Raw genomic sequence first — 23,389 nt, 5'->3', positions numbered from 1 at the left:
GCTCCGTTTGTCACCCAATCGCCTGTGGTCATGGACTGCAAGCTGGACCGGATTTTCTACGGCAACTTCATGGCGGTGCGTGACAGCCATGTGCCGATCGAGAAAAACAAGATCACCGGTTTTATCGGCCCGTCCGGCTGCGGCAAAAGTACGGTACTGCGCAGCCTCAACCGCATGAACGATTTGGTGAAGGGCTTTCGCTTCGAGGGCCACGTGCATTTTCTGGGGCAGGACGTGTACGGCAAGGGTGTAGACCCGGTGGTAGTGCGCCGTTACATCGGCATGGTATTCCAGCAGCCGAACCCGTTCTCCATGAGCATCTTCGACAACGTCGCCTTCGGCCTGCGCCTGAACCGCTACAAAGGCGACTTGGGCGATCGCGTCAAGCACGCCCTGCAAGGCGCTGCGCTGTGGGATGAAGTCAAGGACAAGCTCAAGGTCAGCGGCCTGTCGCTCTCCGGTGGCCAGCAGCAACGGTTGTGTATCGCCCGCGCTATCGCCACCGAGCCGGAAGTGCTGTTGCTCGATGAGCCTTGCTCGGCACTCGACCCGATTGCGACTCGCCGGGTAGAGGAGCTGATGGTGGAACTGAAGAAGGACTACACCATCGCCCTGGTCACCCACAACATGCAGCAGGCCATCCGCGTGGCGGACACCACAGCGTTTTTCTCGGTGGATATTTCCCAGGGCACGCGTACCGGCTACCTGGTGGAAATGGGCCCGACCGCGCAGATTTTTGGCAGCCCACGTGAGCAGATGACCGAGGATTACATCAGCGGCAAGTTCAGCTGAGTCACTCCATGTTCGATAGAAACCACACGTGCGCTACCGTCAGCCCAGGAACGCCAATGTCTGCAACGCATCGTCTTGATTTGTCAGCGATTGAACGCGCGCTCCGTAAAGTGCAGAGCCGCTTTGCCGAGCTCAGCACGCAATTTACCGAGCCGCGCGACCCCTTGACCGACGAAGTGCTGCACAACGTGCTTGAAGGCTATGCGCTGGTTGACGACTATGTCGCACGGGGCGTTGACCTGTTTGACCTTCATCATCTGGACTTGATGCTGGAGATCAACGCCACCGTGCTCTGCGGTAGCGACCCGGCGCGCCGCGTGGAATACGCGCAGCACCTGGCCGCCACCGAGGAGCACTTCTTCAACAACGTTGAAGGCGGTATCAAGGACTTGTTCAACTGGTACTGCGCGTATCGCAGTGAATCGGTGTGGAAGCGTGCGGCCGGTGTGTATGTGCGCATCCTCAGCAAGCCGCAATTGTTCATCGAAGGCAACAACCGCAGTGGCTCGCTGATCGTCAGCTATCTGCTGATGCGCGCCGGGTTGCCACCGTTTGTGCTGACGTTGGAAAATGCCGAGGGTTACTTCAATCCTTCCTCGGTGATCCGCAACTCGGCCAAACATGGGGTCAAGGCGTTGTATGAATTGCCCAAGATCAAGAAAAAATACGCCGCCTTCCTGGAGGAACAGGCCCCGGATCCCAAGGCGTTTTTCTTGAGCGATATACCACAGCCTATCTATCAGGGAGGCCATTAATGCGCTGGTATCCAACACTCGCCAGCCGAGCCGTGCAAGCCGTCCAGCAAGCGGTCCTCACGCGTGCCGCCAAGCGCCCGCGCGTACGCATCTCCTTTGATATCGACGACACACTGGCTTGCCAGCTTGACCACGCTGACGTCGAGAGCAGTTGGCTGCCGGCCTGTGCTCATCGTTGGTGGGGAGAGCCGCTGCGTATCGGCACTCGTTCGCTGACGCGCGAGCTGCGGCGCCAGGGTTGCAGTATCTGGGTCTATACCTCATCGGGTAGAGCGCCTTCCTACATCAGACGTTGGCTGATGCTGTACGGCATTCGTGTCGACGGCGTGGTCAACAGCGAGCGGCATAACCACGCCCTCACGGTGCATGGGCTGTCGAACACCCCGTCGAAATTTCCGCCGGCCTTCGATATTGATTTGCACGTGGATGATTCCGAGGGCGTGCGCCTTGAAGGTAACGACCACGGCTTTCGCGTGGTGGTGGTTGATCCGCAGGATGAGCACTGGGCGCAAAGAGTGCTTGAAGCGGTGGCGGGGGTGCAGGCGCAACTGGCCCGGCAGCAATTGCCCAGGTTCAAGCAGCCTGTATGCCAAGGCGCTGAGGTTTATTCTTCATGAACGCCAGAGAAACCTGAACTTCTTGAACTCTTATTGCAGTTCACAACTTGCTATAAGGGTTTAATTTTCTTTGACTCATTAGTCACGAACAACGCAAAACTTCCCTTCCTGTTCGACAAACAGCGCTTATGGCGCTTTTGTCGTCTATATCCCTAAGTACATACCCTTACCTTCCGATAGTCGGTCACTTTACGGCGGCGCTTCTAGGCTAGTGTTGACGAGCTTCCTTAATGGTCAACCTCGATATTAAGAAACGAAGCAGCCTGAACAGAATGCACAACAACAACTTCAATGCATATTGTTTAGCCCGACGCATCAGGTATTACCGTTGACTTTCGGTGTTGATCGCTGGGCTCAAGGAGTACTGACATGGCTATATTCGATTACAAGGGGCAAGACGCCCGCGTCCTGATTTCAGATGCCTGGACCCTCGCCACTTACACCAGCGGTGTTGCCACCGTAGGCGCGCTCTACAACATTCCGGGGCTTGTGCTGGGCGAGGGCAACACCTTCGCACTGCCCAAGGGCTGGCGTGAGATCGGCGCGAGCGAACTGCAGGTTGATAGCAGCCACACCGACATCACAGGAAGTTTTACCGGCGACGGCGTGTTCGGCTCCCAGGCCAGAGTGTTTGGTCAATACGATGACAGCGGCCAATTAGTCAAAATGGGCTTTTCCATTGCCGGCACTAACTCGCCAATTGATCTGCTGGGTTGGCCGGCGATGATCGATAACTCTTATATCAACGGCTATGACTACCTGCTCAATTCAATCAAGGATTACGCCACCGACCACAACCTGAGCGGCAAAGATGTTCTGGTAACCGGCTACAGCCAGGGTGGCTCCGTCACCAACAGCATGTATATCGGCAAGGACACTTTGGCCGACGGTTTTTTCAAGGATTCGGACTACTTTGGCATGGAGTCGCCCAAGTCCAGCAACAGCGAGGGAATCTTCAACTTCGGCTTTGAAAACGATGTGGTCCACCGTCTCACGGGGCAAGAGACCGACGTGGGCAGCGCCATCATCGATGCGCTTCAAGGCAGTGACGCCAGTTACACCTCGACCACCGATAACATCGTGCTGTTCGACACAATCTATGCGCTACCTACCTGGCCCAATGGTCCGTTCTCGATTGCCAACCTGTCAGGATGGGCCGCGCACCTGGAAGGCATTTTCATCAATCCTATCCAGCGCATCGCCCAATCGACTTTCTACGATTACATCGAACGCGACAGCACCATCATCATCAGCAACCTCGACGCCATCAGCCGCAGTTTTACCTGGGTCAGCGACAAGCAGACCGCCACTTCCAACCACTACGGCACACCGGCGTTCCTGCTGGGCACCGACAGTTCGGACAAGCTGCAGGACGGGCGCAGCGATGACTTCCTCGACGGGTTCAAGGGCGACGACAGTTTCCGCGTGAGTACCGGTACCGATATCGTCGCTGGCGGCGAAGGTAACGACAAAGTCTTCCTCAAAGGCACCTCGTCTTCCTACGAAGCCGTAAAACTCAGCGACGGCACGTTGTTTCTGAACGACAGCAGCGGCCAATACGGCCTGAAGGAATTGCACGGCGTAGAGCATGTGGAGTTCGAAACCGGCCTGGCCAACAGCCTCGGGCATGTGCCCGTGTTCGGCGGGCTCTTCGGTGGCATTGGCGAGGTCCTCACGCCGGCCTATACGGTGACCAGTGGCAAACTCGACTTCGAAGGCCTGTTCGGCGCCGATAAGGCGTATGCCAAATCCATCGAAGGCAGCCAATTGGCCGACACCCTCAAAGGCACCGCCGCGCGCGACCTGATATTCGGCCAGAACGGCAATGACCGGCTCGACGGTGGCGCTGGCAACGACCTGCTGCACGGCGGCGACGGCAACGACACACTGCTGGGCGGCACGGGCAACGACGCGCTGTATGGCGCCAGCGGCAATGACGTCTTGATCGGCGGGCTGGGCAATGACCAACTCAGCGGTGGCGTGGGCAGCGACCTGTTTGTTTTCGATCAACGCGGGTTTGGCCACGACGTGATCAGCGACTTCAACATTCACCAGAACGGGCAGGACCTGCTGGTATTCGCCAAGTCGCTGTTCGCCAGCGCCGATGCTGTGCTTGGTGCCACGACCCAGCATGGCAGTGACAGCGTGATTCTGGCGGGGGACAGCAGTGTCACCCTGGTGGGGTTCAATGCGGCGCAGTTGAGTGCAGAGATGATCAGCGTGGTCTGACACGGCACCTGCGAAACGGAAGGTAAAAACCTCACAGGGTCTCTGATGCTGTGGGGTTTTTTATTGCTTGCTGATTAACGCAACGGCTCGATACCACACGCAGCGTCATTGTTTAGCGGTAGGGCTCAACCCCCAAAAAACTCTACATTTCAAGCCCGCGCAGCTCTGCATAAAGGATTGAACGAATTTGCACGCTTAATTGACGCCATCAAAATGACATCTTATCATCGCCACATTGGATGGCATAAAGCCATATAGAGGGATCTATAAAGTGTGGCGTTTACCGCGTCGGACCAGGTTAAGCCTGTTGTCCGCTTTTTTTTGCCTGGGCACCTCCGGATGGGCGCAAGCGGCTACGCCGCAGAACGCTCCCGGCATCACCGACCTGATCCGTGACCGCCAGGACCGCCTGCTCGAAGAGCAGCAACGGCGCCTTGAAGAACTCAAAGACCTGCCCGGCAAGTCCGCCGCGCCGGCAACATCGGCAACGCCTGTCGACACGCGCTGCTTCCCGATCAAAACCATCGAGCTGGGCGGTGCGGATGCGCTGACTGAAGGCGAGCGAGCTCATCTGATCAAGCCCTACATCGGCCAATGCCTCGGCGTGCCGCAGCTCAACGCAGTGCTCAAGGTGATCACCGACCGTTATCTGGCCAAAGGCTTGGTCACCAGTCGCGCGTATTTGCTGCAGCAGGACCTTTCCAGCGGCAATCTCAAGATTCAAGTGGTCGAAGGTAAGCTGGAGAGCCTCAAGGCTGCCGAAGGCAGCGGAATCACTGACCGCCAATTGACCATGAGTTTCCCCGGCAAGCAGGGCGAACTGCTCAATCTGCGCGAAATCGAGCAGATGGTCGATCAGTTGAACCGCTTGCCGTCGAACCAGGCGCAAATGGAGCTGGCGCCGGGCAAGGCCGTGGGGGGCAGTGATGTACTGGTCAAAAACACCGCGCAAAAGCCCTGGCGTGTCGGCCTGTCGCGGCATAACGGCGGCCAGCGCAGCACCGGCGAGCAGCAGTGGGGCGCCAGTCTGGACTGGGACAATCCGTTGGGCCTGGCCGACCAACTTTCGCTGCGTGGCGGCCACGATGCCGTCAGTGATCACCAGAAAACCTCGCGCAATTCGATGCTCAGTTATAGCCTGCCTTTCGGTTGGTGGAACCTCTCGTACAGCTATATCGACAGTGAATACCGCTCGCGAGCCGAGGCTAACAATTTCAAGTTCAAGCAGACCGGCGACAGCCAGACTCATCAGTTGCGCCTGGAGCGGGTGATCCATCGTGACGCTTTGAGCAAAACGTCCTTGAACACTGGCATCGCCTATCTTCGCACCAACAACTTTATCGAAGACAGCAAGCTTGCCTTGAGCAGCAACCGCCTCAGTGAAGCGCAAGTGGGCATCAACCATGGTCGGCGTATTGGCGGTTCATTCCTCAACATTGACCTTGGCATGCAAAACGGCATCGGCGCATTCGACGCCCAGGCCAATCACGATCCAAAGCCTGGGCAGCCGGATGCGCGCTATCGCAAGTACACCGCTACGGTGAGCTATTTGTATCCATTCAAACTGTGGGGTGAGTCCTTCAGCTTCAGCAGCTTGATGACCGGCCAGCACAGCGAAGACGTGTTGTTCAGCCCCCAGCGCATGAGCCTGGGTGGGCAGTCGTCGGTTCGTGGCTACAAAGACCAAATGCTCGCCGGCGACAGCGGCGGCTATTGGCGCAACGACCTGCGCTGGAGCCGGCCGGTGACCTGGGCCTGGATGCAGCCGGTGTTCATTGAATACGGCACCAGCCTGGGCTACGACCAGGGCGTGATCAGCCATGGCCGCTACAACGCCGAGCAGCATGGGCGCATGAGCAGCAACTCGGTGGAGTTGTTCGCACGCGGCAAGAATGTCGCGGCCAGCGTGGCCTTTGCACACTCGTTGGAACGACCGGAAGCGATCACGGACCGTGAAGCGCCGATCTATTTCCGCCTGGACTTTTTCCTTTAAATTTTTGACCGCCTTCGGGCTTCGAGACATGACATGGACGTTCGCCAGTACGCATTCCTCGCGCGCCAGCCTTCTGCTGCCGTAAAAAGCCGCTCCCATTTCCTGGGGCTGCCTAAACGTGGATTGGCATTGATTCTGGCCAACGCCATGTTCTGGCACCCGTTGCTGGCCCAGGCAGACGGCATTGTGGTGAATGCCCCCGGTACGACGCTCGGGCAAGCAGGCAATGGCGTGCCCATCGTCAACATCGCCACGCCGAATGCCAACGGCCTCTCGCACAACCAATTTCATGACTACAACGTCGGCGCCAACGGGGTCATCCTCAATAACGCCACCGACCGTACCCAGTCCACACAACTGGGCGGCATCATTGTCGGCAACCCCAATCTCCATGGCACCGCGGCCAATATCATTCTCAACGAAGTCAACGGCGGCAGCCCCAGCCAACTGCGCGGCTACACCGAAGTGGCCGGGCAATCGGCCCATGTGATCGTTGCCAACCCCTATGGCATCAGCTGTAACGGTTGCGGCTTTATCAACACCCCGCAAGCGACGCTCACCACCGGTAAAGCCGTGATCGAAAACGGCCAGATCAATCGCTACCAGGTCGACCAGGGCAGTGTTGCTATCGAAGGCGCCGGCCTGAACGCCAGCAACGTCGATCAGTTCGAAATCATCACCCGCGCCACCACCATCAATGCGCAGATCCAGGCGAAAAAACTCACCGTCGTCGCCGGGCGTAATGATGTAGATGCACGCACCTTGAATGCTACTGCGCGGGCAGCGGATGGCAGCCAGGCGCCGGATCTGGCGATTGACTCGTCGGCGCTGGGCGGCATGTATGTGGGCGCAGTCAAACTGGTGGGGACCGAGGCGGGTGTCGGCGTGAAGTTGTCGGGGGACATGGTCGCCGGCGGTGATATTCAGATCGATGCCGGTGGCCACGTGGTCATGGGCCAGACAACAGCGGCCGGCACCATTAACGTGAAGGCCCGCAGCGTGGAAGCCCAGGGCGTGGTCGCGGCGGGCAGCGTGCTTGAGATGAAGACGCAAGGCGACTTGCTCAATCAAAAAAGCCTGGCTGCGCGTGATCGCGTGGCGCTGCAAAGCGGTGGGGTGTTGACCAACAACGGCGTCATCGAAGCGGGCGTCAATGCTGATCAGACGCGCAACGCTCAGGGCGATATCCACGTCACTGCCGCCCAGTTGAATAACAACGGCAAGACCGTCATCGCCAGTCGTGACCTGACCGTCAATGTGGATGGCACTGTCGACAACCGCAGCGGCACCCTTAGCGCGCATAACCAGCTGAAGGTGGCGACCGAAACACTGGATAACCAACAGCAAGGCCGCGTATTGAGCGCCGCAGGCATTGAGGTGAATGCCGCCCGGTTGCTTAATGCTGACGCAGGCCTGGTGGTGGGCGACCGCGGGCTCAGCGGCCGCATCGGGCGGTTGGTCAATCGCAAGGGCGAGCTCTCAAGCCTTGCTGACGTCACCTTGCAGGTCGACAGCCTGGACAACGTCGCTGGCCTGATATCTGCGGGCCAGGCGCTGCGCTTGACTGCCAGCGCGGCGGTGAACAATCAAAGTGGTCGTCTGGTGGCCGGGCAGATGGTGCAGGTCAACGCGGGGCAACTGGACAATAGCCAGTCAGGCATCCTGACCAGCCAGGGCGACCTTGGGCTGAATATTGCCGGCACGTTGGATAATCAACAGCAGGGCCGCATCGAATCGGGTGCCGCTGCACAGGTCAACGCCGGCAACTTCAACAACCAGCAACATGGCGTGCTCTCCAGCGGTGGCACCCTCGAGCTGACGGCCGGCCCGGTGATCAACAGCCAAGGAGGATCCATTTCCAGTGCCAAGGCCCTCACTGCCCGTGTCACCAGCCTCGACCAGCATGAACAGGGGCGCCTTTACAGCAATAGCGATGCAGTCCTGGACCTGGGCAACGGCCACCTCGACAACCGCGACGGGGGCTTGATCAACGCCGCTGGCCAACTGACGTTGAATAATCTCAATAGCGTCGACAACCGCAGCGGCGAAATTTCCAGCGCTCACGGGTTCACGCTCACCGCCAACAGCCTGGACAACCGCGCTGGCAAACTGCTCAGCGACCAGGCCTTGGGCCTGAAGATCGTGCAGACGCTCAACAACGGTGCAGGGCTGATTACAGCCAGCGGCCTGGATATTGACGTTGCCAGTTTGATCAACGACCAACGCGGTCGAGTTCACAGCCGTGATCGGCTTAACGCCCGGGTGGGTGGTTTGCTTGCCAATCAAAGCGGAAGTTTCAGTGCCGACGCAGGCGCACAGTTGACCGTGGGAGGCCTGGACAACAGCAATGGCGGCCAACTCTTCAGCCAAGGCGATTTGAGCCTGAACCTCAATCGGGGTCACCTTAACAACCAGGGTGGCTTGATCAACTCCCCAGGCCAGTTGTTGCTGACCCAACTTAACAGCGTCGATAACCAGGGCGGCGAAATCTCCAGCGCCCAAGCCTTCGATCTGAATGCGGATCAACTCAATAACAGCGCCGGCAAGTTGCTCAGCGAGCAAGCCTTGAGTGTGCGCATTGCCCGCGCCCTGGGCAACACCCAAGGTGCGTTGACCGCAAAGGCCTTGGATGTACGGGCTGGGACACTGATTAACCAGTCCGGTCGACTCGCTGCGGTGGATAGCGTCAACTTGCAAGTCGATGGCGAACTCGATAACCGCAGTGCAAAGGTTCTGGGCAAACACCTTGTGCTTGGCGTTGGGACGCTCAATAACGACCAGGGCCTGGTGCAGGGTGATTCGACGTTGCTGCTCCAAGCGGGCGGCGCGGTCAGCAACCAGGCCGGCACGTTGGCCGCTGGGCACAGCGTGACGCTCAACAGCGCCAGTCTGGATAACCGCACAGGTAACTTGACCAGCGACGGTGCACTGACGGCAGGTATTGCGGGCAGCCTGCTCAACCAAGCGGGGCTTATGAGTGCCGGCACTGATATGCAGGTCAATGCCACCGACCTGAACAACTCGCTCAAGGGTCGCATTGCCTCTCAGCAGGTACTGCTCACGGGGCAAGGGTTGGATAACAGTGCAGGCGGTAGTTTGTATGCCAAAGGTCAATTGGGTGTGGCCCTCGGCGGCCAGTTGAACAACGCCCAAGGCACACTGCGCAGCGATGATCGTTTGACCATCAATGCCTCCGGTTTAACCAATGATGACGCAACACTATCCAGTGCCAGCGACCTGAAGATCACGACCGGCAAGCTGAGCAACCAGGGCGGGCGCCTTAGCAGCGCGACCCGGTTGGGTATGACGGTTACCGCACTGGACAACAGCCGTAACGGGCATGTCGCAAGCCAAGCCGATGTAAGCCTGGATATGCAAGGTGGTCACCTCAACAATAACGGTGGTTTGATCAACGCGCCGGGGCAATTGCTGCTCAAGCAACTGGGCAGCGTTGATAACCAGGGCGGTGAAATTTCCAGCGCCCACGCGTTTGAGCTGGCGGCAACCGCCTTGAACACAGCGGACGGCAAGGTACTCAGCCAGCAAGCCCTGACCTTGCGTATTGCCCAAGCGCTGGACAACACACGCGGCTTGATTTCTGCCGCGGCCTTGCAGGTGAGCAGCGCAAGCCTGGGCAACCAGGGTGGCAAGTTGAGTGCCGTTTCCGACCTGAACCTCGGCGTAGAAGGTGTGCTGGACAACCGCAACGGTGAATTACTGGGTCAGCACTCGACAGTCGAAGTGGCTGCGCTGAACAACAGTCAGGGGCGCATCCAGGGCGATAACCGCTTGACCTTGACCAGCCACGGCGCGGTCAACAATGACAAAGGCACGCTAGCTGCCGGTCAGATGCTGATGGTCAATGCCGCCAGCCTGGACAACCAGTCCAAGGGCCGCCTGACCAGCAAGGGGGACGCGCAGCTGGTGGTGGGGAGTCTGGATAACCGCGGTGGCAGCATCACCTCGGTCGGGCAGTTGCGGGTCAAGGGTGAGGAGCTGGATAACCGTCAGGCCGGGCTGCTCAACTCGGGCCAGGCCATGAACCTGTCCATTGGCAAAGTGGACAACCGAGGGGGTGAAGTTTCCAGCGTTACCGAACTGACGATGACGGGCCGCGAACTGGACAACAGCAATGCCGGTCGCGTACTGGCCAATAGCACGCTGCAGTTGACGCTCGACAGGCTGAACAACCAGCTCAAAGGCCTGATTTCTGCGCAACAGGATGTCAACCTCAAGGCAGCCAGCCTGGACAACAGCGCCCAAGGCAGTGTCTATGCCAAGCGCAACCTCGATATAACCCTGGCCGAACAGGCTGACAACAGCCAAGGCGTCATGCGCAGCGACGCCGCCTTGCAACTGCGCGGCGCCAGCCTGGGTAACAACGGCGGGCGTATCAGCAGCGGCGGGGCGTTACTGTTGAGCGCCGCCAATGGCCTTGCCAATCAGAACGGCGAGGTGCTCAGCGCTGATACGGCGACGGTGAAGGCGGACAGTGTCGACAACAGCCAGGGGCGCATTGTTGCTGACGGTGCGCTGCAACTGACCACAGGCGTATTGCTTAACCAACATCAAGGCCGTGTCACCAGCGCTGATCGCCTCAACCTGACAGCGACCGACGTAGACAACCGCTTCGAGGGCCGCATTGCCAGTGACCAGGCGCTTAACGCCAGCCTCACCAGCCTTGACCAGCGTGGAGCCGGTGAGTTTTACAGCAACAGCGAACTGACCCTGGACATGAACCAGGGGCACTTGAATAACGCCGATGGCTTTATCAACGCGCCAGGGCAGTTGTTGCTCAAAAACCTCAAAAGCGTCGACAACCGTAACGGTGAAATCTCCAGCGCCAAGGCCTTTGCCTTGCGTGCGGACACCCTGGACAACAGCGGCGGCAACGTACTCAGCGACCAAGGCTTGACCCTCAAAATCGAACAGGCGCTGCTTAACGTCAAAGGGCTGATTTCAGCCGCCGGTGTCGAGCTCGATGCCGCGCGCCTGGACAACCGCGAAGGCAAGGTCAGCAGCACTCTGGATGCGCGCCTGGCGGTCAATGAGGACCTGCTTAACGCCCTGGGCGAAATCGTCAGCGCAGGCCACACGCAGCTGAATTCGGCCAGTTTGGATAACACTGCCGGGCAAGTGCTCGGTGATATCAGCCTGGACGTGAAGGTCAAGGGCGCACTGAATAATCAGGCCGGCACACTCGGGGCCGGCACCTCGTTGAACGTGCACGCCGCTAGTCTGGATAACCGCCAGGCCGGCAAATTGGGCAGCGACGGCCAACTCAAGGCCACGATTGATGGGTTACTCGACAATCAGGCCAAAGGGCAGGTGCTGGCCAAGGGCGCGATGGAACTGCGTGCCGGTCGTTTGGATAACCGCGAAGGGCAACTGACCGGGCAGGACCTGTTGACGCTGCACAGTGCGACTGTCGACAACCGCTCAGGCGTGATCCTTTCCCAGAAGGACCTTCAACTCAATGTGGGTGAGTTGGACAACCAACACGGTTCGCTCAGCAGCAAGGCGGCCTTGGGCTTCGCGGGGCAACAGTTGCGCAACCAGAAGGGCTTGGTCAGTGCCGTGGGGCCCCTGCGGCTGACGGCCGACACTGTAGAAAACGCGGCTGGCCGCATCGCCAGCCAGGCGGATCTGCAGGCAACTATCGGTGTACTGGCCCAACAAGGCGGTGAGTTGGTCGCCCAGGATGAGCTGAGCCTTAGCGGGACCTCCCTGGACAATCGCGAGGGCGGCCTGGTAGGCGCCACAAAAGCGCTGAAACTCACGGTCGACGCCGTTGATAACCGTGCGGGCGAGATTTCCAGCCGCAGCAGCATCGACTTCAAGGCGCAGCGCCTGGATAACAGCGCGGGCAAACTGATCGCCGGTACCGCATTGGAACTGGCCGTGGCCCATGTGATCAACCAGGCCCAAGGGTTGGTATTCGCCCGGGACAACCGCTTCAACGGCGCGCGCCTGGATAACGGCCAAGGCACTTTTGCGGGCCAGCAATCGCTGAGCATGTCGCTGGTGGCCGTTCCCGGCACTGAACTGGATGGCCGGCTGGATAACCAGCTGGGCACAATCAGCAGCGAGGGCACCCTGCAACTGGCCGGCACGACGCTCAACAACAACGCGGGTGCACTCTCTTCGGCGCACGCACTCATACTGGCTGCCAGCGGTGCTATCACCAACCAGGGCGGCATCATCGAGACCGATGCCAGCCTTGACCTGACCAGCGCAAGCCTGGACAACGGCCCCAAAGGCCTGCTCAACAGCCGTGGTGAGCTGACCCTGGCCACCGGGACGCTGAACAACAATGGCCGTATCACCAGCGCCGATCGCCTGGATCTGGCAGCCACCCAGGTGGACAACAGTGGACGTATCGCCAGCAGCAAAAACCTGACTGCCATCCTCACCGGCCTGAATCAGCAGGGCGGTGAGCTGTTCAGCAACACGCAGCTCGATCTGGACCTCAACCACGGCCAATTGAGCAACGTGGGCGGCCTGATCAATAGCCCGTTGCTGATGCTGAAAAACCTGGCCGAGGTGAACAACCAACGTGGCGAAATTTCCAGCCAGCAAGCTTTCACGCTGGCGGCTCGCAACCTGGATAACGGCGGCGGCAAGCTGATCAGTAACCAAGGCCTGACCCTGCAGATTCAAGACGCCTTGGGCAACGCCAAAGGTGCGATCAGCGCCGCCTCGCTCAACGCCAACAGTGCCCGCCTGGACAACACGGATGGGCTGCTCAACAGTCGTGGCGTCATGCAAGTCTCTGCCACCCAGGCGCTGGATAACCAGCGCGGCACGCTGATTGCCGACGGTGCCATGGGGCTGTCGTCCGCTCGGCTCGACAACCGTGGCGGTGATGTATCGGGCAAGGCCTTGGTGACTGCTGATGTCGATCAGGTCGATAACCGCGGCGGTCAACTCATCAGCACTACAGCAGTGGATATACGCGCTGCGTCCCTGGACAACCGCAAAGGCCTGGTGGGCGCCGATAAAACGCTGGAACTGCGGGTCGATCACATCGACAACCGTGGTGGCGAACTGTCGACCAACGCCGACCTGACCGTCACCGGGCAAACCCTGGATAACAGTGATGCGGGTCGTGTATTGGCCGGGCAATCATTGAACCTTGCGCTCACCCAACTGCTGAATCGCAACCAAGGCCAGCTCAACACACAGCGGCTGATGCTGAGCGCTCAGGACCTGGACAACAGCAACGGCAAACTGCTCGCCCAGCAGCTTCTGCAACTTGAGCTGAAAGGGGAGCTGAATAACACTCAAGGCGTGCTCAACAGTGAAGGGCGCCTGAGCGTCGATGCGGCGAGCGTAGTCAACCGTCAGGGGCGGATTTCCAGCGCCGACGCGTTGGTGCTGGGTTCGCAGGGGGCTCTGGACAACGAGGGCGGTGAGCTCGTGACTGACAGCACGCTGCAACTGCGCAGCGCTAGCCTGGGGAACCAGAAGGGCGTGCTCAGTGGCAAAGGGGCGGTCAGTGTAACCACTGGCGCGCTGGATAACACTGGGGGCCGTCTCACCAGTGGCGACACCTTGGAGCTGAAGGCTGGGCTACTGAACAACAGCGCCGGCAACATCGGCAGTGCCCAGGTCCTGACGGCCAGCGTCGACGGGCTTGATCAGCCAGGCGGCAAGCTGTTCAGCAACGCCGGGCTGACGCTGGACCTGAACAACGGCCAGCTTAACAACCAGCAAGGCCTGATCAACGCGAATGGGCCGCTGGTGCTCAACCACCTCAACGGCGTGAACAATCAGGCCGGTGAAGTCTCCAGCGCTCAGGCGTTCAATATCGTTGCGCGCAACCTGGATAACAGCAACGGTCGCCTGCTCAGCAACCAGGGCCTGACCCTGCGAATCGACCAGGTACTCACTAACGTCAAGGGTTTGGTTGCAGGTGCAAGCCTGAGTGCGCAAGCGGCCGCGGTCGATAACAGCGGCGGTACGCTCACCAGCCGCGGCGGCCTTGAGTTGACCAGCACCGGGCTGCTGAGCAACGGGCAACAAGGTTTGATCAACGCCGCGCAAGCATTGACAGTCAATGCGGGCAACTTCAATAACCAGGGCGGCAGCCTGCTGGGTACCAGCGCGCTGACGCTCAATGCGTTGGCCGTGGACAACAGCGCCAAAGGCCTGATCAACAGCCAGGGCGGCCTGGAGCTTAATGCGCAGCGTTTAGACGCCAGTGACGGCGGCGAGGTATCGGCCAAGGGGGACATGGACCTCACACTCACTTCCATGGCCTTGCGTGGCGGCAGGTTGATAGGTGAGCAGCGCCTGAGCGTGGACCTGGCAAACGGTGATCTGGATAACCGCAAAGGCCTGATCTTCGCCAAAGGCCCGCTGACCTTGCAACGCATGCGCGACCTGCAAAACCAGGGCGGCGAACTGTCCAGTCAAAACGCCCTGAGCTTGACGGGGCGCAACCTGGACAACAGCGCCGGTACGCTTATCAGCCAACAATTACTCACGCTCAACGCGGGCGACGTGGTCAACCGCGGCGGCCTGATCTCGGGTTGGCAGGGCCTCAACCTGATCGGCACTCACTTGGATAACCGCGACAAAGGCACGCTGTCCAGTCGCAACGGTGATCTTGATGTGCGCCTCAATGGCAGCTTGCTCAACAGTGGCGAAGGTGCGTTGGCCAGCCAAGGGCGATTGACGGTCAGCGCCGCCAGCCTGGATAACAGCGCCAGCGGTGCAATCTCCAGCGGCGCGCAGCAGACGCTGAGCGTGCTTGGCGCGCTGAACAACACCCAAGGTGGGCTGATCGACAGCGGCTCTACGCTGGATCTGAGCGCGGCCGACCTCGACAACAGTGCCGGTAATATCACGGCCCTGCGCAACCTGAACTTCCTGGGCGGCAACGTGCTCAACACCGGTGGCTCGCTGATGGGTAACGACCATCTGGTGCTCAACCTGCAAGGCAACCTTGGCAACGTCAACGGCAAGATCGCAGGCACTGGGTCGTTGCTACTCCAGCGCGCCATCGAGGTGGATAACCGCGGCGGTCAACTGGCCAGCCAGGGACGCCTGTCATTGGCCATGGGCGGCCTGAACAACAGCCAAGGCGGCACCGTCGCGGCCAAAGGTCCGCTGGGCATCGATGCCAGCGCCATCGTTCAAAACAACGCTGACGGCTTGATCTACAGCCAGGAAGGCGACCTGCACATCAACGCCTATGGCCTGACCAACGCCCAAGGCAAAGTGCAGGGGCAAAACGGCTTGCGGGTCGAGGTCAATGGTGATCTCGACAACCAAGGCGGCAATATCATCAGCCAGACCGGTGACGTGCACCTCAAGGCCGGGAACTTCGACAACCGTAGCGGTGTGCTCGCCAGTCTCAAGGGCGCCATCGATGCCGGCGTGGTGGGAGTGCTTCGCAATGGCCATGACCTCAATGGCAACCCCAAGGGCGGCTTGATTCAAGGCCAGCGTCTACTACTCAATGCCGGTCAGCTCGATAACCAGGGCGGTTACCTTGGCGCGCAAACCAGCAATGCATTGCTCACGGTTGCAACCCTCAATAACCAGCAGGGTGCTTTGTATGCCAAAGGCCTGATGCGCATCAATGGCAGCGCTCTGGATAACAGCGCCGGGCAGATCGCCGGCGACCAGATCGCATTCGGCCTCAATGGCCAACTGACCAACCACAACGGCCTGATCGAAAGCACCAACAACCTGACTGTGGCCGCCAATGCCCTCGATAACCAGGGCGGCAAATTGCGCGCCTTGGGACGCTTGGGCAAGACCGAGTTCCAGATCGGCGGTGTGTTCGATAACCGCAACGGCGCGGTGGAAACCGCCAACCAGGACCTGACCCTGGCAGCCGCCAGCTTCCAAAACAACGGCGGGCAGTTGCTGCATGTGGGTGAGGGCACATTCGACATCTCATTGCCTAACGTTACCGGCGCCGGCGGCACCGTTGTCACCCGTGGTGGCCTGACCCTGAACGCGGATACCTGGACCAATACCAGCGTTATTCAGGCAGGACGTTTGAACGTCAACGTCAACAACTTCACCCAAACCGAAACAGGGCAGTTGCTGGCTTCGACGCACCTGGAAGGTAACGGTGGCAGTTGGGTGAATAATGGGTTGATTGCCAGTGATGGCAGTTTAAATATCGACCTCGCGGGCGCTTATAGCGGTAATGGGCGAGTCACCAGTCAGCGGGGGCTCAACCTGCATGCGAGTCAGTTGGATCTGAGCAATAGCGCCAAAATTACTGGCGGTGGCGATACCCACGTCAACGTTGATAGTCAATTGAACAACTATGGACGGCTAACCTCTGCGACCAACCTCGAACTCTCGGCAGGTACGCTGAACAACTACGGGACATTGGGTGGCGCACAAAATGTGACAGTCACCGGTGCCGCCTTGTTGAACGATCATGGTTTGTTGTTCAGCGGCAACGACATGACCTTGCATAGCAACACAATCACGAACCAGTACGGTGATATCTACAGCCTAGGGCGCCTGGATGTAAGCGGTCTTGATGGTACGAGTAAGGCGGTCAGCCTGGAGAACATATCGGGGAGCATTGAGTCCAGCCGAGACATGTCCCTCAAGGTTACCAGCCTGACTAACCGTCGGGATGAATTTTCGACCAAAGAAACACCCGGTAGTGGCGGGTCGCTTACAAATATCTGCTGGGACTGTAGCGGGGGCAGTTTTGTCGTCGATTTTATTGGCACCGAGAACTATCAAAGTGAGCTGCTGAAAACATCGGCCGCTTCGACTATCCAGGCGGGCGGCCGTATGGATGTCGCCGCAAATAATGTGCTCAATGAATACAGTGTCATCGCTTCCGGCGCGGACATGAATATCACCGCTGATACGCTGACTAACAAAGGTGCTGCGTCTGGCTCCGGAACGCGTACCCGTACTTGGCGGATGGAATCATCCAATGGTACTTACTGGCGTTTCAAACGTAACATCATGGACCCCTACAACGCTCAACCCGGCCCCAAAAGCCTGCCGGTCAGTGCGTTGTCAGCCTTCAGGCTGATTGGCGATACTTTGGTATCGACCGCTGGCGCGTCATTGGCACCCGCGATCATCCAGGCAGCCGGTACCGTGAACATCACGGCCACCAAATCCTTGATCAACAGCATCGAGACATCCTTCACCGCCTTGGCCGGGCGCGCTGCGCGCAATGAGGACACGGGTGTTGCCAGCGCCCCGACAACGGTGGTCGTGCAACTCGCGCCACTGCTGCCACCAGACTTGGCCCAACAACAGGTCAACCCCTTAACGCTACGCGGCTTCACCTTACCCACCGGCACCCACGGTCTATTCCGCCTCAGTAGCCGGGCGGGTGAGAATACCCAGGCCACCCAAGCCAGCAGTGGCCCACAGAGCTGGACCATGGGCGGTGCGACCCTCGGTCTGGCCCAACGCCAGGATGCACAGCCGGCGCTTGAAACGCGCACCTTCGATTTCAAAAGTGTCACTCAACAGGGCGCAGCTACGCGTCAGGTGGACCCAACTGCACGTCAGGTCAGTGGTGTCACCGCCACCACCAGAACGCTTAACGTTGCCGGTGCCGGCGATGTGGCCAATGAGAGTGGCTGGACGCCCAGCCAGATCACCCCAGGTGAAATCGCCCGGGGCGACGGTATCAACGCCCAAGATCCGTCTAGCGGTTCAACGCCGCCAGTGGCGAAGGTCACAGGGCCTACGAATCACCCAGACCTGGCGCTGACCCAAAGGGAGACACACGTTCAGGTCGCCACTCCGGGCGAGCCCGCTCGGCCGACGTTGAACATCCCAGGCGTGACGCCGGTTATGCCAGTCGTGCAGCCGGTAGTGAACACTCCCGTCGCACAAGGTGCGGGCAGCAGCCCAACCCAGATCGCAGCCGTGATTGCCCAGCCGCTCAATGCGACGGCGCAAACCACTCCGGTCGCCAGCCAGACCATCAACCGCGTGCAAGGCTTCACGCCTACCGCGCCAAAGTCGCAACCGCATAAATACCTGATCGAAACCAACCCGGTGCTCACGGACCTCAAGCAGTTCATGAGCTCCGACTACTTGCTCGCAGGGCTGGGTTACAACCCGGACGAAAGTGCCAAGCGCCTGGGTGACGGGTTGTATGAACAGCGCTTGATCCAGCAGGCCGTGCAAGCACGCACAGGGCAGCGGTTTATCGATGGTCAGAACACCGACGAAAAACTGTTCAAGTACCTGATGGACAATGCGATCCAGAGCAAGCAGCAACTGAACCTGGCAGTGGGCGTTACCTTGACCTCGCAACAGGTCGCGGCGCTGACCCACGACATCGTCTGGCTCGAACAGCACGAAGTGAACGGTGAAAAAGTGCTGGTGCCCGTGCTTTACATGGCCCAGGCCGACAATCGTCTCGCGCCCAACGGTGCCTTGATCGCCGGTAACGACCTGAACCTGATTGCCGGTGAAAACCTGGAAAACGCCGGGACCCTGCGCGCCACCAACAACCTGTCGGCCAAAGCGGGCAACGACCTGATCAACAGCGGCTTGATCGAAGCCGGCAACCGCCTGGACCTGCTGGCGGGTAACAACATCGTCAACAAGTCCGGTGGCATCATCGCCGGACGCGATGTGACGCTCACCGCGATCAAGGGTGATGTGATCAACGACCGTGCAGTAACCCGTACCGGCAACGGCACTGCTGAACGCCGCGATTATCTCGACAGTGCGTCACGCATCGAGGCTGCCAATGACCTGACGATGAATGCAGGCCGTGACATCGCCAATACCGGTGGCGTGCTGCAAAGCGGGCGTGACACCACATTGGTCGCTGGCCGCGATGTGCACATCGATGCCGTTGAGCAACGCAATGGTTTGGACCTGGGCAACCGCCTGCGTACCGAAACCGTGACGCAAAACGGCGCCAGTGTGGAGACTGGTCGTGACCTCAAGGTATCGGCAGGGCGTGACTTCACCGCCATTGCCAGCCGCATCGATGCCAAGCGTGACTTGAGCATTACGACAACTGAGAACCTGAGCATTTCGTCGGCCGCCGACGAGCAGCATTCATCGAGCAAGTCCAAGAAAGTCACCCAGTCCAAGGACCACATCAGCCAGGTTTCCAGCGTACTGACGGCCGGCGGCGATGTGTCGCTCAATGCCGGTAAAGACCTCGAGCTCACCGCCAGCCGGATTACCGGGGGCGGCAACGTGGCCCTTGATGCACAACGCGATGTGAGCATTCTGTCGGCACTGGATGAAGACGCTTCGTTCTACTCGAAAAAGAGCAAAGGCTCGTTCGGTCGTAGCAAAAGCCAGCAGCGGGAAAGTTACGACAGCACCAACGTGGCCTCCGTCGTCGAAGCCGGCAAAGACCTGACCGTCAACGCCAGCAAGCAAGCCGATGGCGGCATGAGCATCGACGGCGGGCGTGACGTCACCGTGATCGGCAGCCAGTTGAAAGCAGGCGGCGACATGCTGCTGGGGGCCACCGGTGACATCGCGGTGCTGTCGGGTGTCGAGGAACATGGCTCCTACAGCAAGAAGACCAAGTCCGGGTTCCTGGGGCTGTCCAAAAGTGGCAAGAGCCAGTTGAAGACCACTGCGAGCCAAGTGGGCAGTGAGTTGGAAGCGGGCAATGATGTTGTGGTGGCTGCGGGTAATGATGTGCGGGTGCGGGCTAGTGAGATCAGTGCTGAAAACGACACTGAACTGCGCTCCGGGCTGGTCAATAGCACGGGTGACATCAACCTGATTGCTGCGAACGACACGGCCTATAGCCGCAGTGAAGAGCACAAGAAGAAGTTTGGTTACACGGAAAGGCCAACATCGGTTGCCATTTCGTCCGCTAAGAAGGCCGGTCGTGAAGCTCAGAGCAGCACCAGCGTGGGCAGCCATGTAAGTGCCGAGCGCGATGCAACTTTGCAGGCTGAGCGCGACATCAATCTGGTTGGCAGTGGCATCAGCGCAGGGCGCAATGTAAACCTGGATGCAGGGCGCGACGTCAATGTGGTCGCCGCTCAAGACACCAGTAGCGAACGTAGCTGGGAGAAGAAAAAACAGACGGGTTCCAGCATCTCCAGTAACGGTAATGGCATCAGCCTCTTCGCCGGCACCGAAGGCAGTTCGGAGAAAAACCGTGTCGAACACGAAACCGCTTCCGGCAGCCAGATAAATGCCGGGCAAGATGTGGCGATCAACGCCAAGCGTGATATCAACCAGCGCGGCTCTGATGTGGGCGCTGCCAATGATATCGAGCTGACGGCGGGCAGAAATATCAATATCGATGCTGCGCGTGAAAGTGTGCTCACCGAGCAGATACGCGAGAAAGAGAGCAACGGCCTGGGTGTTTCGATCAACCATAACTACGCCAATACCAAGGACGCTGTCAGCGGAGCAGGGAAAGGCGAGGACAATGTCAGCAAGGGCTCAAGCACGCTCAAAGCCGTTGATTCGGTCAGTCAGTTTGTCGGTGGGCCGACGCTGGACGGGAAGTTCGGCAACAGTAAGCAGACCAACAGCCAGCAGGTTATCGAGCAGACCAATCGCTCTTCGACGCTAAGCGCCGGTAACGATCTGCACCTTAACGCTGGCAACGATGTGTTGGTGAAGGGAAGCCACCTGGACGCCGGACGTGACATCAATATCAAAGGACGTGACGTCACGCTGGACGTGGCCAAGGGCGGGATTAGTGAAGAAACCACCCACACCCAAAGTTGGGGCGGCATTCATGGCGGCACCAGTGGCGGGATCAAGTTGGGCGCTGGCGGTAGCTTCGGCACGGCTACGGGCGAGAGTTCCCAAGGCTCGTCTACGGCTTCACAGCTGGAAGCCGGTCGCGATATCAACCTCAAGGCCAGCAATGACCTGAACTTGATTGGAGCGCAGGCTAAAGCCCAACGGGATATCGAGCTGAATGCCGGCAACGATTTGAACATTCGTTCGGCGCATAACGACAGCAACAGCGAAAACAACCGCCACAGTGGCGGCGGGGAAGCAGGCCTGACGTTTGGCTCTGAAGGTATTGGCGTCTACGTCAGCGTCAGTATGGGCAAGGGTAACCTGGAGCGAGAAGGCCAACGCCAACAAGAGGCTTACCTCTATGCCGGCGACCGCCTGGGTTTCGCCAGTGGCAAAGACACCACCATCGGCGGAGCAAATCTAAGAGGCGATGAAGTGGTAGGGCGTGTGGGCGGCGACCTCAAGGTTTCGTCGGTCGCTGATACGGGCAAGGTCAAGGGCAAAGAGTTTGATATCAGCGTTACGGCCACCATCGGCCCGGGTGCGGGTGTCAGCGGCTCGGTCGGCTTTGGCAAGACCACAGGCAAAACGGACTGGGTCGAAGAGCAAACCCGTATCACCGGCAAAAATGCCGTCGATATCAGAACAGAGAACCATACCCAGATCGACGGAGCCGTCATCGCCGCTGACAACGGCAACCTGAAACTGGACACCGGCACCCTCGGCTTCAGCGATATCGCCGGGCAAGACAAAGAGCATGGGTACTACCTGAACGTAGGTGGTACCTATAAAGCCGGGAGCAGTGAAAGCAAAGGCAACACCGTACAAGACAGCAGCCAGGCGGGAAAAGGCAAGGAAGGTCAAACCGGCTGGAGCGTTGAGGGTTGGAACTACGAGAAAGAACGTGAACAGATTGTCCGCGCCACGGTGGGGGCAGGTGAAATCGTTGTACGCAAGGATGCTGAGACGGGGGCTGACTCTACGGCCGGGTTGAACCGGGATGTGGGTAAGGCCTATGAGATCACCAAGGATGATGAAAAACGAACGGATTTGTATGCGAGTAGTTCGTCCATTGATGCTGTGATGGATCCTGAGAAAGCCGCCAAAGATCTGGTTGCAGACGTTGTCAATTTCAAAGACAACCAAAAGAAAAAGATCGAAGCAGTTGCCGGCGCGCTCGAACAGATCAAGGGCGAAATTCGTGCAATTCAGGCTCAGCGCGTCAGCATTGACGATGTTTCAGCGAATATTCGTAAAAAATTCGGCGATGAGCAGGCGCTGACAATTTCGAAGAATCTGGTGCGAAAGGGCATCGCCCCTGAGACTCTGGATGCGCTCCCGGCGGACGTTATAAGCGCATTGAATGATTTTTCGGAAAAGGCGGCAATTTACGATAAGAAAATCAAGGGCTGCATGGATGATGGCAGTTGCCGTGCCACACCTCCCACCCAGCCGAAGACTGGCTCAGGGTACGAGCTGCCGGCCGTGCTCATTGATGACTTACCGCGTAACGGGGGTGAAGCAGCGCTCGATGGCATCGTTGATATAGTCAAGCTTTCCCAGAAGCTGCCCGCAGAGCAGTTTCAGGCTGCGATGCTTAGCGTGCAGGCCATGATGGGGCCGATGAAGCTGGTAGTGAGTGTTGTCGCACATGCAGCAGCTGAAGCGGTAGCGGGGGATCAGTACAGAGAGTTCAAAGAATCTAAAGCTATCGAGCTCGCTGCAAAGCTGACAGACCGTACCGTTGAAACCATGAGGGAATTTCATGCGGAGGCTAAAGCTGACTCTGATAACCTTTTGCATGGAGATGAGTATGTTGTAGCGACTGAGTTTTTGATGGATGCTGTGCTTGGGGAGGTAAAGTCTTTAGCCGTGAAGGGCGGCAGCAAGATTTTTGCTAATGATTCGAAAGGGAAACAAGCGGTAGAGACTAATCATGCTCTCAATGCTGCGAAAGGCGTTGTTGCTTCGAGAGTCAATGTGCGGACGGGCACTGCGAGCTCTACAGGAAGTGGGCTTGAATACGCTTGGAAAAAGCACGGTGGCGCTTGGGGTGAAAATAAATCTGCGTTCACGATTTCAAAGGACGAATTGAAGATCGTTCTGCAAACGCCCCAGGTCGTCAAGACACCTGCGTACCAATCACCGACGTCTGGTAATTTTATTCGAACGGTTGATATGGGAAGACCTATTGGTGTTGATGCCAAAACAGGTGGACAGTCCACTAGTTTTATGACGGTAATTACTGATTCACAAGGCAACTTGGTGAACACATTTCCTGGGAAGACGTTCTGAAT

General features: G+C 58.8%; 6 protein-coding genes. All 6 read left to right on the top strand.

Translation table 11 applies throughout. The features are described from left to right. Positions 1-30: 30 nt before the first annotated feature. The 6 genes from pstB (at position 31) to TX24_RS23785 (ending at position 23,387) form a co-directional block, all read left to right on the top strand. Positions 31-792, top strand: coding sequence for a phosphate ABC transporter ATP-binding protein PstB (gene pstB, locus TX24_RS23810; protein WP_019817112.1), 762 nt, complete (start codon positions 31-33; stop codon positions 790-792). A 56-nt stretch (positions 793-848) separates the two neighbouring features. Next, positions 849-1,547, top strand: a complete 699-nt coding sequence (locus TX24_RS23805) for a hypothetical protein (protein ID WP_034135055.1) — start codon at positions 849-851, stop codon at positions 1,545-1,547. After that, positions 1,547-2,164, top strand: a complete 618-nt coding sequence (locus TX24_RS23800; protein WP_034135054.1) for a hypothetical protein — start codon at positions 1,547-1,549, stop codon at positions 2,162-2,164. The genes TX24_RS23805 and TX24_RS23800 overlap by 1 nt, the downstream gene beginning before the upstream one ends. A gap of 369 nt (positions 2,165-2,533) precedes the next feature. Beyond that, positions 2,534-4,393 (top strand): calcium-binding protein, encoded by a 1,860-nt coding sequence (locus TX24_RS23795; RefSeq protein ID WP_034135053.1) that lies wholly within the window; start codon positions 2,534-2,536, stop codon positions 4,391-4,393. 271 nt (positions 4,394-4,664) lie between these two features. Next, positions 4,665-6,386, top strand: a complete 1,722-nt coding sequence (locus TX24_RS23790) for a ShlB/FhaC/HecB family hemolysin secretion/activation protein (RefSeq protein WP_082628865.1) — start codon at positions 4,665-4,667, stop codon at positions 6,384-6,386. 33 nt (positions 6,387-6,419) lie between these two features. Next, positions 6,420-23,387 carry a hemagglutinin repeat-containing protein gene (locus TX24_RS23785; protein ID WP_057711358.1) on the top strand — a complete coding sequence of 5,656 codons (16,968 nt, stop codon included), beginning with the start codon at positions 6,420-6,422 and terminating at the stop codon, positions 23,385-23,387. The last annotated feature ends 2 nt before the right edge of the window (positions 23,388-23,389 follow it).

Origin of the sequence: Pseudomonas lactis (genome assembly GCF_001439845.1) — a bacterium.
Taxonomy (GTDB): domain Bacteria; phylum Pseudomonadota; class Gammaproteobacteria; order Pseudomonadales; family Pseudomonadaceae; genus Aquipseudomonas; species Aquipseudomonas lactis.
This window is presented reverse-complemented; position numbering and strand designations above follow the sequence as displayed.